Annotated in this window: 11 protein-coding genes; 7 read left to right on the top strand and 4 right to left on the bottom strand. The window is 46.2% G+C overall.

Annotated elements, in window-relative coordinates; genetic code table 11:
• The first annotated feature begins 129 nt into the window (after positions 1–129).
• The 3 genes from D0A34_04975 (at position 130) to D0A34_04965 (ending at position 5,259) form a co-directional block, all read left to right on the top strand.
• The gene (locus D0A34_04975) at positions 130–987 is read left to right on the top strand and encodes a DUF1361 domain-containing protein (protein UNU18309.1); all 858 of its coding nucleotides are present in this window, start codon (positions 130–132) and stop codon (positions 985–987) included.
• Between the two features lie 210 nt (positions 988–1,197).
• Entirely contained in the window at positions 1,198–3,171 is a 1,974-nt protein-coding gene (locus tag D0A34_04970) for an ABC transporter ATP-binding protein/permease (GenBank protein UNU18308.1), read from the top strand.
• Between the two features lie 444 nt (positions 3,172–3,615).
• Positions 3,616–5,259, top strand: a complete 1,644-nt coding sequence (locus tag D0A34_04965) for an NACHT domain-containing protein (protein ID UNU18307.1) — start codon at positions 3,616–3,618, stop codon at positions 5,257–5,259.
• Between the two features lie 67 nt (positions 5,260–5,326).
• Here the strand turns inward: D0A34_04965 and D0A34_04960 are convergent, their stop codons facing one another.
• The 3 genes from D0A34_04960 to D0A34_04950 form a co-directional block, all read right to left on the bottom strand.
• Complete coding sequence (locus D0A34_04960; protein UNU18306.1) at positions 5,327–7,057, bottom strand: NADH-quinone oxidoreductase subunit M; 1,731 nt, start codon at positions 7,055–7,057, stop codon at positions 5,327–5,329.
• A gap of 291 nt (positions 7,058–7,348) precedes the next feature.
• Positions 7,349–8,107, bottom strand: a complete 759-nt coding sequence (locus D0A34_04955) for a hypothetical protein (protein ID UNU18305.1) — start codon at positions 8,105–8,107, stop codon at positions 7,349–7,351.
• Positions 8,108–8,209: 102 nt separating this feature from the next.
• Entirely contained in the window at positions 8,210–9,139 is a 930-nt protein-coding gene (locus D0A34_04950; protein UNU18304.1) for an ADP-ribosylglycohydrolase family protein, read from the bottom strand.
• Between the two features lie 432 nt (positions 9,140–9,571).
• Here D0A34_04950 and minC point away from each other — a divergent pair, with 432 nt between their 5' ends.
• The 3 genes from minC to minE all read left to right on the top strand — a co-directional run bounded on the left by minC (position 9,572) and on the right by minE (position 12,194).
• Positions 9,572–10,375, top strand: a complete 804-nt coding sequence (gene minC, locus D0A34_04945; protein UNU18303.1) for a septum site-determining protein MinC — start codon at positions 9,572–9,574, stop codon at positions 10,373–10,375.
• 424 nt (positions 10,376–10,799) lie between these two features.
• Complete coding sequence (gene minD / locus D0A34_04940) at positions 10,800–11,606, top strand: septum site-determining protein MinD (protein ID UNU18302.1); 807 nt, start codon at positions 10,800–10,802, stop codon at positions 11,604–11,606.
• 216 nt (positions 11,607–11,822) lie between these two features.
• Entirely contained in the window at positions 11,823–12,194 is a 372-nt protein-coding gene (minE, locus tag D0A34_04935; protein ID UNU18301.1) for a cell division topological specificity factor MinE, read from the top strand.
• 214 nt (positions 12,195–12,408) lie between these two features.
• Here the strand turns inward: minE and D0A34_04930 are convergent, their stop codons facing one another.
• Positions 12,409–13,578: a DUF58 domain-containing protein gene (locus D0A34_04930; protein ID UNU18300.1), complete on the bottom strand. Its 1,170-nt coding sequence runs from the start codon at positions 13,576–13,578 to the stop codon at positions 12,409–12,411.
• 147 nt (positions 13,579–13,725) lie between these two features.
• Here D0A34_04930 and D0A34_04925 point away from each other — a divergent pair, with 147 nt between their 5' ends.
• Positions 13,726–15,009 (top strand): PilT/PilU family type 4a pilus ATPase, encoded by a 1,284-nt coding sequence (locus tag D0A34_04925; GenBank protein UNU18299.1) that lies wholly within the window; start codon positions 13,726–13,728, stop codon positions 15,007–15,009.
• Positions 15,010–15,263: the final 254 nt, after the last annotated feature.

Below are 15,263 nucleotides of genomic sequence, written 5' to 3'. Positions count from 1 at the left end.
TGCGTCAGCAGTTCTTGATTTTCAGGCGCGCAGCGATAAGCTGACCACCCTACAACTTAAACACTAAAATAGACGGAAGCTGCGAATGAAGCGGTGCTGCATCAAACCTTTAATTGTATAAAAATTGACATGATGGGATTAATCCTGGAAGCCCTGCAAGCAATGGGACACAATGTCCGCTGGATGTCTTGGAATTTGTTTTTGGCTTTAGTACCGCTGGGTCTGAGTTTTTGGCTGTTCCGCAAACCTCGATCGCGCTGGCTGCTGTGGGGTACTGGCTTTCTCCTGGGCGCTACTTTTTTGTCCAGTACGCGCCCTGTTTTTGCCTATCTGAAGCACATAGTGCAAGATGTGGGCAAAACTTACGTTTTGGGGGCGATCGCGATTACGCTGGCACTGATGGCTTTAGACATCTGGGTACTGCGGCAGCGCGGAGTTCGCTCTCTCCGGTGGTGGGTCGGCTTTTTCTGGTTTATAGCATTTTTACCCAATGCGCCCTACGTTTTAACTGATATCATTCACCTGATTCGCCAGATTAAAGAGGGGCACTCGGTGTGGATTGTGACTCTAGCTTTGATCCCGCAGTATCTGACGTTTATGCTAGCCGGGTTTGGGGCTTACGTGCTGTCGGTGATGAATTTGGGTTACTATTTGAAGCAACAGGGTTGGAGTAAATTTATCCTGGCAACGGAGATAACTATACACGCACTTTCGGCGATCGGAATTTATTTAGGGCGATTTATCCGCTTCAACACTTGGGACATTCTTACTAACCCCGATGCCCTGGTTAACACAGTAATGAACGATTTAATTGGCAAGCGTCCGGTTTTAGTAATGGCTGTAACCTTTGTAGTAATTGCTGTTTTGTATTGGGTAATGAAACAAGTAATTTTAGGAATTAGCCAGCGGTTTTACAGCAGCAAAATGCAGTCAGATTTGTCCGGCGAAAGCGCCACTGCTTCTGAGCCCATCGATTTGAGATTTTAGATTTGAGATTAAAGGATTGACTCCACAGATGAATCAAAGAGCTTGAACTAAGCTCCCAATTTTTTTCTCTCCACCAGTTAACTGGGAAAACAAGTTTCCGTCTGTGGGTGAGACAAATTTTTTCGCTAAACTCCGAAATAAATTACTGCTGCAGTTTGTCACAAGACTTGATATGTTAGAACAGTCAAAGTAGTTTTGTAAACAGCAAATATGAATCGATTTGACCGTCAGTTGTGGCAGAGATTTATTGCGATCGCTCAACCTTACTTTTATCCTTTAGAGCCTGGGGGTGGCAGAATCTTTTTAGGATTAGTTGCGCTGTTGTTGATATTTCTCTTCGCTGCGATGTTTGTGCTCGTCAGCGCTGTATGTTTGGGTACTCAAGTCTTATTTCCAGAATTTGTCAATAGTATTGCTGCAGGCTTAGTTACTTTATTGAAAGGAATTATTAATTCGCCCGCAATTGCGATCGTGGCTTTAATGTTAATTCTTCCTTTCAGCGCTTTTGTCTTTTTCAAAGGCAGATTAATCCCGCAGTGGCAATCATGGGCATTATTGGCTTTATTGCTGTTATTGTCCCTATCCGTCAGCGGTCTGAATGTCATAATTAGCTACGTCAGTAACTTTTTTGATACAGCACTGGCAAAGAAAGACCAGCTCAATTATTGGAAGTATCTTTTTGTCTATGCGAGCGTTTTTGTCGTAGGCACTCCCATTGTGGTAATTTACCGCTATACCCAAGATAAATTGGGTCTCTACTGGCGGGAGTGGATGACTAATAAGTTCCTCGATAAGTATTTTCAGAATAGGGCTTATTACGAAATAAATTCCCACAAGGAAATCGACAATCCAGACCAGCGAATTTCCGAAGATGTGCGCTCTTTTACCCGGACAAGTTTGTCATTTATGCTGATCATCTTGGGTTCAATAGTTGATATTATATCTTTTACTGGTATCCTGTGGTCTATCTCAAAAGAACTTTCGATTTTTCTGATTATCTATGCTATTGTGGGCACAACCGCTACTCTAGTTTTTGGTCAAAGATTAGTACCTCTGAATTTCGAGCAACTTAAAAAAGAAGCAAATTTTCGCTACGGACTGGTTCACATTCGCGACAACGCCGAATCTATTGCTTTTTATGGAGGGGAGGAGCAAGAATCATTTCAAATAAAGCAGCGATTTGTGGAAGTATTCCGCAATTTTAATTTGCTAATTGGTTGGCAGCGGAACTTGGATTATTTCACAACTGGATACGGATATGCTGTTGTGATTATTCCGGCTTTGTTTCTGGCTCCAACTTATTTTGCTGATCAAAGTGGTACCATCGAGTTTGGAGATATCAGTCAAGCTGGTTTTGCTTTCAGTCAGGTTTTGCGTGCTTTTTCTGTGATCGTAACTCAGATTGAGCCGCTGAGTTCTTTTGCCGCTAGTATCAATCGTTTGACTGTATTTACAGATACTCTGGAAGCGGAAAAAGCGGTATCTCGTGCCGGAGGAACTGCTATAGATGTAGTAGTAGATTCTCAGTTGACACTGGAACACGTTACTTTAGATACTCCGAAACATCAAAAGACTTTGATTAGGGATTTGTCGGTAGCAGTGCAGCCCGGTGAAGGACTGTTAATTGTCGGGCAAAGCGGTGCTGGGAAGAGTTCTTTGCTGCGGGCAATTGCGGGTTTGTGGGAGTCGGGAACGGGCCGTTTGGCGCGGCCGGAATTGGGGGAAATGCTGTTTTTGCCGCAGCGTCCTTATATGATTTTGGGTAGTTTGCGATCGCAACTTTTGTATCCCAATACCAGCAGCGAGGTTGATGAGGAAAAATTGCGCCGCGTTTTGGCATCAGTAAATTTAGCAGATTTGCCAGACAGATTGGGCGGTTTTGATGCGGATTTAGATTGGAGTGAGATTTTATCGCTGGGAGAACAGCAACGTTTAGCTTTTGCTAGATTGTTATTGACGGAACCGAGATACGCTATTTTGGATGAGGCGACAAGTGCTTTGGATTTGAAGAACGAGCAACATTTATACGAGCAGTTGCAAGCCACTAAAACTACGTTTGTGAGTGTCGGCCACCGAGTGAGTTTAGTGAAATATCACCAGCAGGTTTTGGAACTTGTGGGCGATGGGAGTTGGCGGCTGCTTTCTGCCCAAGAATACCGCGCTAGTGCGACAATTTTTGGCTGATACAGCGCGGATTTCAAAAATTGTAAATTTACCCGGTTTTTGGTTGGCGGTGGGTTGTGGTGCGGTTGGAGATTTATGGTTTGGTGCTATAAATTAAGCGCCGCGCCTCCACTCTACAATAGGTTTTACGGGTAGGGAAATAGCAACAATTAATGCCGCTCAACTCCCCGTTCGTCATACCATCTTAGATTAAAGAATTAAAGAATTGAAGAATTGAAGAATTGAAGAATTGGGAATGACTGATTGTGTATTAATTTGGAGCTTGCCTACAGTTGCATTTTTTTTAACTGGTATCACAATCTATAATTGGGTATAAATATCTAAAACTGCCCAAACAACAAAAAGCAAGCTGAACTTTGGTAGATTCGATTCAATTGCTCGCCCGCGAGAACTCACACAATATAATAGAAGATAGATTTTTTTAGTATAGGCGAGATTCCTACCTTGACTACTCCGATTCCTCAAAACTTTGTGCAAACGATCGCCAAACAGCGCGGCGTCACAGATGCCGAGTTAGAAACTGTGTTTATGGCTCTCGACGGTCAATCTACGGCGACGATCGCCACAAAGCTTGGCATTAGCGACATCGCCGTTCGCAAAAGACTCGGCGAAGTTTACAAAAAGTTTCAGATCGGGGGGAACGGCCCTGGAAAGCTTTCGGAATTGAGGCATCAGTTGCTGTTTTCATACCACACCGATCAGGGAACGAGCGATTTTAGTCGAGGTAAAGGCTCTCTATTGAAGATGGCGATCCTCTCCGAGGGCTTCGCTAACGGACACCGACAGGAAGATTGGGGCCAAGCACCGGATGTTTCGGTTTTTTACGGACGGACTGAAGAATTAACTACTTTAAAGCAGTGGATTGTATCAGATAATTGTCGCCTGGTAGCGCTGCTGGGTTTGGCTGGTAGCGGCAAAACAACTCTGTCGGTGCAGTTGGCAAAACAGGTACAAAATGAGTTTGATTTTGTGATTTGGCGATCGCTGCGATCGACACCCGCACCATCCGACTTCCTAGGGAGCTTAATTCAACTTTTTTCTAACCAACAAAAACCCGATGTACCCATCGACCTCAACAGCAAAATTTCGCGCTTGGTCGAGTATCTGCGGAAACACCGCTGTCTGGTAATTTTAGACGATTTTGAAGCAGTTCTCAGACCCGAAGAATTAGCGGGACACTACCGGGAAGGCTACGAAGGATATCGAGATTTAATTGTACGGCTGTGTGAGGTCAATCACAATAGCTGTTTACTGCTAGTGAGTTCGGAAGAACCTACGGAACTGGCTTTGCTGGCGGGAGAAAAAGTGCGGTCTTTAAAACCTGCTATTTCCGAGGAAATAGCGCGGGAAATTTTCCAAGAAAAAGGTTTGTCGGCTCAAGATAAAGAGTTGGAAATCTTGTTATCCCGGTACGGAGGCAATCTGTTAGCATTAAAGATTGTAGCGACAACAATTAATGAGTTTTTCGAGGGAAATGTTTTAAAGCTTTTGGAAGCAACGGCGTTATTTATTGAAGAACATATCAGCAATTTGCTGGCGCAGCAGTTCGATCGAATGTCGAGTTCCGAACAAGATATTGCCTACTGGATTGCTATTGCTCAAAGCCAGATTTCTCTGGCAACTTTACGAGAGCAGATGTTGGCCAATTCATCGCTTTCAGATTTGCTAAAAAATCTCGATTCTCTGGGTCGTCGTTCGCTGATTGAAAAAATTAGTGAGGGCGGGGAAACTGTTTTTATGCTTCAGCCTTTGATCGGGCAATATGTAACCGACAGATTAGTCGATCAGATTCGAGCGGAGGTTTTGGAGACGGTTAAGACCCAAGGAATAGAAAGAATGCGGCTGTTGAAAACTCACAAATTGAGAATCAACCTTGCTAAACCAAAAGGGGATAAAGGCGAACCAAGTAGCTCTACTTTAGCATTATTAAAAAATCGGTTGCAAGTGTTGTTTGTGAAGACGACAGGCTCTGAAGAACCGCTAAATATCTTGAAGAAAGTTGCCTCTGATCAGGAGGATAAATCGATTCTTGAGGTGGGATATGCTAGGGAGAATCTGGCGCAAATTATTTCAGAAATTCAGCGATAAGAAAAAAGCGATCGCCCTTTGACAAGAGCGATCGCCCAATTTTCAACACAAACAGAATTCGATAAAATTATTTGACGATGCCAAAAACCGATGCAGATTCAGACCCGGTAATTTTGCCCAAAGTCGGCACTTTTTGAGCTTGGGCAATTTTGGGAACCAAAAAGCCCTTCCCATAAATCTCAGGATTGTCTTGAGCGATTTGGATGTAAGATTGTCGGACTTCTGCGTTCACCGCCACAGTCTTCGCGTCGTAGACTTGCATCGCCATGTTGGGATAAAAACCAATGCCGACAATCGGTATCAAAAAGCAAAATGCGATCGCCACTTCCCGAGGTTTAGCATCAATAAACGGTGCATCACCAGGCAAAACGCAACTATTACCAAAACAAACCGCTTCATCCAGATTGTTTCTCTGATTCTGCAAATTTAGATCCTCTAGGTCGCAAGCCGCTAGTGTTCCACAGTTGTAAAATAACTGTCGCAGCATCGAGAGCAAATAAATCGGCGTCAAAATCAGTCCCACAGCAGCCAGGAACACTGTCACCGCGCGGAAAGAACCGCTGTACATATCGCTAGTTGCGACGCCCACAAACACTGACAATTCGCTAGCAAAACCGCTCATTCCCGGGAGTGCCAAAGATGCCATCGCGCCTGCGGTAAACAAGGCAAACACTTTCGGCATGACTTTCCCAATCTCGCCCATCTCGTCCATGATCATTGTATGGGTGCGATCGTAAGTAACGCCAGCCAGGAAAAACAATACTGAGGCGATTAAACCGTGGGAAATCATTTGCAACAGCGCCCCGTTGATTCCCAAATCCGTGAAGGAAGCAATACCCAACAACACGAATCCCATGTGAGAAATCGACGAATTCGCTAAGCGGCGCTTCATGTTCGACTGGCCGAAGGAATTCAGCGCGCCGTAGATAATATTGACCACGCCGAGCACCGCCATAATTGGTGCAAAATAAACGTGTGCTTGGGGAAGAAGTTCCAAATTCAGGCGAATCAGTCCGTATCCGCCCATTTTCAGCAATACGCCGGCCAGAATCATCGACACGGGAGAAGATGCTTCACCGTGGGCATCAGGTAGCCAAGTGTGGAAGGGGAAAATCGCCAGTTTCACACCGAAGGCAATTAACAGTCCCGCATAAAGCAGTAATTCTAAACCCAGTGGGTAGTCCTTCAAGCCTAGTTCTACCATGTCGAAGGTGGGGGTGCCTCCGCCGTAGAATGCCATTGCTAAGGCAGCTATCAAAATAAAGATGGAAGCGCCTGCGGTGTAAATCAAGAATTTGGTAGCTGCGTACCGGCGGTTTTGTCCGCCCCAAATCGAGATTAGCAGGTACACCGGAATTAATTCTAGTTCCCACACAATGAACAGCAGCATGATGTCTTGGGCGACGAAAACTCCTATTTGTGCGGAGTACATCACCAGCATTAGGAAGTAGAAGAGCCGTGGCTTGCGATCAACTTCCCAGGCTGCAAAGATTGATAGTGTCGTCACCAATCCCGCCAACAATACCAACGGAACTGACAGTCCGTCAACGGAAACAGACCAGTTGAGGCCTAAAGAAGGTATCCAGGGATATTGTTCTACGATTTGGAAACTAGAGATGCTTGGATCGTAATGAGTCCAAAACACCCAGCACATTAATACAAAATCTGCAATGCCTACGCCTAGGGCATACCAGCGAATGGTTTTGCCGTCGGTATCCGGCAGAAAAGGGATGGCGAGGGAAGCGAGGAGGGGTAGGATGACAATTGCGGTCAGCCAGGGAAATTGATCCGCTACCATAGTGAGAATAAATACTTAGTTGGAAGTTACCAAAATTATAATACTAAATTTTATTAAAACTTAAGATTTATTCATAAATATTTTTTATATCCAGACAAATGCGGAGAAAGATATCACGAATTGCTACATACGTCAATTGATTTTCGATTTTTGATTTTCGATTCAGGACTTACGCACAACAAAATATAGCGTTTTGTAGGTGCCATCTGGCTGGGATTGAGCGTATTCTGGTAGATGGTTGCGTAAGCCCTGTCTATTAAGGGCGATCGTAAATTAGCTTTCAATCAGCGTTCAATCTGGATTAACTCCCAATTCGCGCAACTTAGCCGCCAATCGTTCAGCCCTTTGCCTTTCCTGGTCAGCCCTTTGACTTTCTTGCTCAGCCCTTTGCCTTTCTTGCTCAGCTTGTTCTGAACTCCACAGCAACAAATTACCTCGATCATCCCACCAACGTAGCCAGTTCATGGTGTGTCCCAACCTTTCCCCCGACCAAATCCCGAGATATAGTTCCAGTTGGGGAATCCACACCCGCCCCTGCTCATTGGCTGAATGTAAAACATACCGCCCATCTTGCAAATAGCGCACTTCTAAAATACCTTCGTAGGGATCGTAAGTGACATAAGTAGGTACTTGAACAATCTGTTCGTAAAAGTGAAGTTTTCCATAGGGCGGAGTTGCTCTGACCGATAGTTCTCCTCCCTCGGCTTCTGAGAGAAACTCCATCACGATCGCCACATTAGCACCATCAGTATGAGGAGTATAACTACGGCGAATTACCCCCTCTGCTAGAGGATGCACTTGCGGCACATAAAACCAGTCTGGAGCTTTGACAACAATCTTTTTCTTGACTGTGGCGACTAACCCCAAATTAGAGGCAATCAGCATTTCTGGCTGGATACATCCTGCAGCTCCCAGTGCATCGGTGAGAGCAGCGGCGAGAGAAGGTTGTTGAATATTTTCCACCGGATCGTCGGGTAATACGAAGTTAGCTGGTAGGGGTTCCCAAGTGACGGTTGGTTTGGCTTTGATAGACGGGGCTTCGAGTACCATTGTATTAACCCTCAACCAGAAATGTTTGTGTAAATTTATCTATATTAACTCAAGTTGCGAGTTATTGTAAAAACAAAGAAGGTTGAAAACTGATAGAAGTATTCAGAGCGATCTAGATAAAGTCAAAAGCCGATCGCCAAAAGATGCAATTAAAGTGCGATCGACTAATTGCGATCGCCATTTTTCCGGTATACCAGATTCTCCGTAAAAAGCCCCCGCCAACTGTCCGTAAACCGCACCAGTTGTATCCGCATCGTCGCCCAAATTCACAGCCAACAAACAGCCTTCAGCAAAAGAAGAACTGTTGTAAAACGCCCAAAGTGCCGCCTCCAAAGACTTGACAACATAACCAGTACCTTTGATTTCAGGCGGTTGTCGCCGTTTAAAAGAACCCGCCGCAATCTCATCAATCTCTGCTACCAGGGGATTTTCTGCCCAATATCCCGAAATCGGACAATATCTTTCCGAAAGCAACACATCTTTAGCAACTCCATTCACAGCCCCCGCAATTAAAGCACCAAAATAACGGCAAGCATCCACACAAGTAGCAGCAGCGTGAGTAGTTCTCGAACTTTGTCCAGATTTTTCTATGACTTCCAAAGGATTTGTAGCATAAAACAAAGGCACGGGAGCCAAGCGCATAATCGAACCATTGCCAGCAGTCTGAGCATCGGTAAAACCGCAGTAAGGTTTTCTTGTATCTTCAAACTTCCCAAGTGCTTGTTGAACCGTATTGCCAATATCAAAACATTCGCCAGTGCTGCTCAAATGTCCATCTCGCTTCCACCGCAAATATGTTTCTAACTGATGGACTGGATCGAAACCTTGTTTCTCAATCAAACTTTCAGCCAAACAAAGCGCCATCGAAGTATCATCCGTCCACTCGCCCGGTTGCAGTCGAAACGGGCCGCCGCCAACCATATCGTTAATAGGGGCAAACGTTCCAGGGCGACAAAACTCTAAAGTTGTTCCGAGAGCATCGCCAACTGCTAAACCAAGAAGACTGCCGCGATAACGTTCTATTTGCTGCATAACGTAACCGTAATTGAAAATTAATAATTAGTAAGCGCTAGAGACTTCAAAATTATTTCTATCTGTATCTTATCTGCGTGTATAACAATCGATGCCCAACTTGTCAAGTTCTCTCTTTATCTCTTCTGTTAATTTTCTTTCTCTGTGTCAAGAGCGCCCTCTGCGGTTCATTAAAACAAAATCTCGTTCACAATCGATACCAAGTTTGTGAACTTCTCACATTCTCTCTTCTGAACTCTTAATTCTCTTTCTCTGTGTCCTCTGATCCCTCTGTGGTTCATTAAAACAAAATCTTGTTCACAAACGAAATAGAATTGCCATAACTGCCGTTAAAAATAAAAAAACAAGACTTTTCACCCCAAATGCTGAGGCAAAAGACGACTCAGGCTAATATTGATGTTAACCTGTCCCTACCCGATATCAAACAGTCCCATGACACCCGATGCCTCCGCCGCAGCCGCTGCTGCCCCCCCTCAATCAACACCCGAAGTCAGCTTAGAGTTGCAAGTCCGACTCAAGACAGAAGATGGACAGCTACTGTTGCTACTCCCCCCAGAAACCAATAGCGAACCCGCAACAGCCTCCGCCTCGACTTGGACTGAACTTTGGCAGCAGCTAAAAGTCAGGCTGAATGCGGGAGAACGCTTTTGGCAGCCAAACGCAGAAGTACAATTGATGGGGAGCGATCGACTTTTAGATATCCGCCAACTGCAAGAAATCGCCGATGCTCTCTCCGAAGTGGAACTGCAACTCAAACGAGTCCACACCAGTCGCCGCCAAACCGCCGTTGCTGCTGCTACGGCAGGCTATTGTGTAGAACAGCAGCCTCCGGTTTCTTCCCTGAATAAAGCCGCCGCTGAAAAACCTCAATCGCTGGCGGAACCTTTATATTTGCAGATGACAGTGCGATCGGGCGTAGAAATTCGCCATCCGGGCACCGTCGTACTTTTGGGAGACGTAAATCCCGGCGGCTCAGTCATCGCCGGAGGCGATATCCTAGTTTGGGGCCGTTTGCGGGGAGTCGTGCACGCCGGTGCCGGTGGCAATACCAAAAGCGTGATTATGACCTTGCAGATGGAACCGATGGTGATTAGGATTGCTAAGTATGTTGCCAGAGGCCCAGAAACCTCACCCGCTCAGTTTTTCCCGGAAGTCGCCTATGTGACGCCTCAAGGGATTCGGATCGGTAGAGCCTCTGATTTTGACAAATCGCAGTTAGTCGGGGGTAATGAGTAATTGATAATGGGTAATTGGTTATGGGTAATTAGGAATTAGTAATGAGTAATTGGTAATACTATTTCTCTTTAAGCCTGCACTTGATAATTTTTGCCTAGGCTAAATCAGTCACTAAAAGACGATTTAAAATTCAAGTGCAAATTCCTAGAGAATTAGTAAAACAAGGAGAGTTGTGAGTTTATGAAGTAGGGACAAAGGCTTTCGCCGCGCCCCTACGGCGGGGGAGCGATAAGCAGGTGTCCTTCATAAACGTGGAATCTGGTGTTATTCAGTGAATTACAGATTGCTGCCAAATTACCAAAGAATAATTGCTAATTATCAACCAAGAATAAGATCAATTACCCATTACCAATTACCCATTACCATTCCCAATTACCAATTACTAATTCCCAATCACCAATTCCCAATAAATCTAAAATCGCTTATGGCTCGCATTATTGTTGTTACATCAGGGAAAGGCGGGGTAGGAAAAACCACCTCCACAGCCAATCTCGGCATGGCTTTAGCTAAGCGGGGGCGGAACGTTGCCGTAATTGATGCCGATTTCGGTCTCAGAAATTTAGACTTGCTGCTGGGCTTAGAAAATCGGATTGTTTACACGGCATTAGAAGTTCTCGCTGGAGAGTGCCGATTAGAGCAAGCTTTGGTGAAAGATAAGCGGCAGCCGCGCTTGGTGCTGTTGCCTGCTGCCCAAACTCGGATGAAAGATGCCATCAGCGCTGAGCAAATGAAGCAGCTTGTGGGGATGTTGGGAGCAAAATACGACTATATTTTGATCGACTCTCCTGCTGGAATTGAACAAGGTTTTCAAAATGCGATCGCGCCGGCTCAAGAAGGGATAATTGTCACCACTCCCGAAATCGCTGCTGTCCGCGATGCCGATCGAGTCATCGGCCTGCTGGAAGCCAACAACGTCAAGAAAATCAACCTGATCGTCAACCGGATCCGACCCGCAATGGTGCTGGCAAATGATATGATGTCGGTACAAGACGTGCGGGAAATCCTCGCCATTCCGCTGTTAGGCGTCGTTCCCGACGACGAGCGCGTCATTGTTTCCACCAACCGAGGCGAACCATTAGTATTGTCGGAAACGGCCTCTTTAGCTGGAACTGCCTTCGACAATATTGCCCGCCGCTTAGAAGGCGAAAAAGTTGATTTTCTAGATCTCAATCCCCGTCGGGAAAACTTCTTTACTCGCCTCCGCAAGTTCTTAAATACTAAAATTATGTGATGTGCTCATTGGCGATCGGTTTTCAACCGCAGCAAGTGCATCACAAAAACTGGTCAAGATTTTCCCCGAGTGATACCAGTTCCCCAAAAAAATGAAACTGTATGTCAACTCCAAACCCTTAGGGAATTAGTGATTCCCCAATCGAAAATCGAAAATCGAAAATCGAAAATGGTATGACCTTTTCTATGTCTAACCCTTGACAAACCCGCCAGACCCATGCTACACACACTTCTCGAACGACTTTTCCCGCGCACCCCTGACAACAGCCGCGACGAGGTGAAACGGCGCCTAAAACTGGTTCTAGCCCACGATCGCTCAGAACTCAGCCCAGAAATGGTTGAGTCGATGCGCCGAGAAATTCTAGAGGTGGTATCTCGCTACGTGGAAATCGATACCACCGGGTCTGAGTTCTCGCTGGAGAGCGACCAGCGGGCCACAGCACTGATTGCAAATCTCCCGATCCGGCGAGTCAGGCTCGAACATCCACCGGAAAATTTGCCCCAGAATTTGCCCGCGAATCGGCCCGAGAATCGACCCGAATATGTACCGGAGTATGTAGTCGAAATTCTCCCCGACACTAGCGAGTGATAGGGATTGAGATTTTATTGTCAGGCAAAGAGTTCGATCGGCTCGATCGCCATTTAAATTAAACTATCTCTCTAGAATTAAAATATTGTGGTGGGCACTCTTAGGCCGCCCAAAATATGTGATTTAAAAGAGAAAAAGTTTCTGATACCTAAAAACTCATGAAGTTAATCTTTATAACTAATCGCTCTTTCCAGAAAAGCTGGCGGGGACTGTTTTAATAACTAATCGCTCTTTCCAGAGGATCTTGTAACTGAAGTTCTAAGGGTCGGTCGGAGCGAATTTCTAAACCAGGTAACTCATGTTTGACTAACATTTTTTCGCCTGTTTCAGCAGTTGCCAACCGCCAGAGCACCCAGCGGCTGCCTAGGGAAAGAGTGCTTAAACTTGCAGAGTTTTGAGTCAACCAAATTATCGGCAGTTTCGGCAAATTCTCAACCGCCTCTTCCCCAGCATTAACCGCCGCTAAAGTTTCCAAAACTACCCGGTTGCCCGAAACGAGTCCAGTCCCGGCAGTCCAAAGTTTGACGTTTAACAGGCGCTTGCTAGCATAGAAGTAAAGAGACGCAGCTACAGTCACGGCTCGTTCAAATTCTTCTGGCTGCCACGCCGCAGCGCTGTCGAGAGCAATAATAATTTCTTGACCGCCGGCTGCAACTTCTAACTCTCTCACCCGCAGTTCTCCGTAGCGGGCGCTGGTGCGCCAGTGAATTAGGCGGGTGGGGTCTCCGTGGCGGTAAGGTCTGAGGTTGCGGGTGAGGCCTTCGGTAGCAGTTTGCGATCGACTGCGATTGTAAAATTGCGGGCTGTCTTCTTGACCGATGCGATCAATCAAAGGACAAGTGCTCAACGGCAAAACTTGTGGATACACAACCGCCACCGCTTTGGCTGGGCGGCTGCGTCGGCACCAAAACAACCCTAAAGGTGCTGCCGTCCTCAAGTTTACCTCTTGCCACCGATAGACCCCGCGCTGCCGCACTTCTAAATAGTATGTATCCGTGTATATACTGTTAGGCTCTATGACTTCGATCGGGCGGACGACGGGTTCTCCCAATACAAATGGCAAGAGGTCTACCACTTGCAACAGAGTCTTAGGTTGGCGGGCTCTATTTTCGATTTCTAGTTCAACGGTGATTTGATCGCCCGCACTCACCGGTTCGATCGGGCGGCGACGGACTTCCAAGGAACGGAGCGATTTCCCAGGCAAAACCGCCGCTACCCCCAACAGCGCCAAACCCCCACCGCTGAGTACGTACAGCCACCCAGACATTGTATTAGTCGCCGACCCAAAAAAGAAAACCGTCATCCCCGACAGCAGCCAACCCGCGTAGGCGGGGGTAACAGCGCGATTTTCGAGCCAGTCGGCGATTTTATGACCGATGTTCATAGGAGTTTAAATTGTTAATTACTTGATCGCCCCTTCAAGCCTAATTGTAAAATATTCTCAGCATTTAACACCGAATTAGCTGCGAGCGATAAGATTAGAAATCGGGCATTTTTTCGCAATAAATCTACATTGACTGGAGACAAAAAAATGAACCCATTAAACAATCCTACACCCCTTCGACCAGAGGCTCAAGCCCGCCGAACACCTCCCCCGCCCCCGCCCTTGGCTGCAACTCCCGCGCCGCCTCCTGCACCCGCGCCGAGTGCGCCCCCCCCGGCCCAGCAGCGGTCTTCTGTTGAGACACCCGTCAGTACGATCGAACAAATGGTCAGAGATGCCCATAGCGCCTCGGCTTCCGACATTCACATTCGAGTAGGCCAAGTACCTCGATTTCGGATTCGGGGCGTGATGCAAGTAGCAACTACCCACCCCAAAGTAACGCCAGAAATTTTTGAACAGTACCTAGCCGAAATTCTCACCCCCGAACAGCGAAAACAGTTTGCAACTACCAAGGAATTAGATTCAGCAATTTTTTACCCTGGCTTCGTGCGGTGTCGGCTAAACTGTTTTGATTCCCTCAGCGGCGGTGCGATGGTATTGCGGTTGATTAGTTTGGAAATACCTACTATCGATTCCTTGAGGTTGCCAGAAGTTTTCAAAAGTATCATTTTGCGATCGCAGGGATTAATATTAGTTACGGGACCTACCGGTTCGGGGAAATCGACAACCGTAGCTGCGATGATCGACCACCTGAATCAGATGGAGCAAAAGCACGTAGTTACAATTGAAGACCCGATCGAATTCATTCACCCCTCTAAAAAATGCTTGGTCAGCCAGCGGGAAGTCGGCTTGCATACCCACGAGTTTCAGCAGGCTTTGCGGGCTGTTTTGCGGGAAGATCCAGATGTAATTCTGATCGGGGAAATGCGCGATCGCGTTACCATCAATACAGCGTTGCAAGCAGCTCAAACTGGTCACTTAGTATTGGGAACTCTCCACACTCGCAGCGCCATTAACGCTATTAATCGGTTGTTGAACCTCTACCCGCCCGAGGAACAACAGGCGATGCGGATTCAAATTTGCGATTCTTTAGTAGCGGTAATTGCCCAACTTTTGCTGCCAACAGTGGACAACCGTCGGGTAGCAGTTCACGATATTTTGGTGAATACACCTGCCATGCACGATTACTTGATGAAAGGTGCTGATGATGAAGCTTTCCGATTAATGGAACATGATACTTACGAAGGAATGCAGATTATCAACCAGGGTCTTTACAAACTGGTCCTTGAAGGCAGAGTGACGATCGAAGAAGCAGCCAAAACTTCTCCCGAAGCCAGCGATTTAGACCGTCGCTTGCGAACAGGAGGCTACGATGTTGGGGACGCTCGTGGCTTTGAAGGCAGCAAAAAAGAACGCATTGTTCGCGCCTAGTAGCAGCACACATACAGGGGTAGGCACCGCAGGACTACCCCACCCATCAAGTAACTAGATTTTCAGCAGACGGAAATATTTGATGAGGGCTTTTGTGCGTATTTTTACTTAAATCTCCAATGTACTTGGTAACAAAAAATACATTTAAATTAAAGAGTAAAATGCTATAATCAATATCGAGTGTAGTGTTAAGTTTTTTAAACGTAGACCCTACTTTACATAAACTTTAAAATTGCGTGAAAACTCGCAGGTGA

This window comes from Microcoleus vaginatus PCC 9802, from assembly GCA_022701275.1.
GTDB lineage: Bacteria > Cyanobacteriota > Cyanobacteriia > Cyanobacteriales > Microcoleaceae > Microcoleus > Microcoleus vaginatus_A.
Note: the sequence above shows the minus strand (reverse complement) of the source record. Positions and strands in the feature narration are given on the sequence as shown.

Coding starts and splice junctions, on each gene's coding strand:
- D0A34_04975 (UNU18309.1), top strand. CDS start 130: ATGATGGGATTAATCCTGGAAGCCCTGCAAGCAATGGGACACAATGTC.
- D0A34_04970 (UNU18308.1), top strand. CDS start 1,198: ATGAATCGATTTGACCGTCAGTTGTGGCAGAGATTTATTGCGATCGCT.
- D0A34_04960 (UNU18306.1), bottom strand. CDS start 7,057: ATGGTAGCGGATCAATTTCCCTGGCTGACCGCAATTGTCATCCTACCC.
- D0A34_04955 (UNU18305.1), bottom strand. CDS start 8,107: ATGGTACTCGAAGCCCCGTCTATCAAAGCCAAACCAACCGTCACTTGG.
- D0A34_04950 (UNU18304.1), bottom strand. CDS start 9,139: ATGCAGCAAATAGAACGTTATCGCGGCAGTCTTCTTGGTTTAGCAGTT.
- minC (UNU18303.1), top strand. CDS start 9,572: ATGACACCCGATGCCTCCGCCGCAGCCGCTGCTGCCCCCCCTCAATCA.
- minD (UNU18302.1), top strand. CDS start 10,800: ATGGCTCGCATTATTGTTGTTACATCAGGGAAAGGCGGGGTAGGAAAA.
- minE (UNU18301.1), top strand. CDS start 11,823: ATGCTACACACACTTCTCGAACGACTTTTCCCGCGCACCCCTGACAAC.
- D0A34_04930 (UNU18300.1), bottom strand. CDS start 13,578: ATGAACATCGGTCATAAAATCGCCGACTGGCTCGAAAATCGCGCTGTT.
- D0A34_04925 (UNU18299.1), top strand. CDS start 13,726: ATGAACCCATTAAACAATCCTACACCCCTTCGACCAGAGGCTCAAGCC.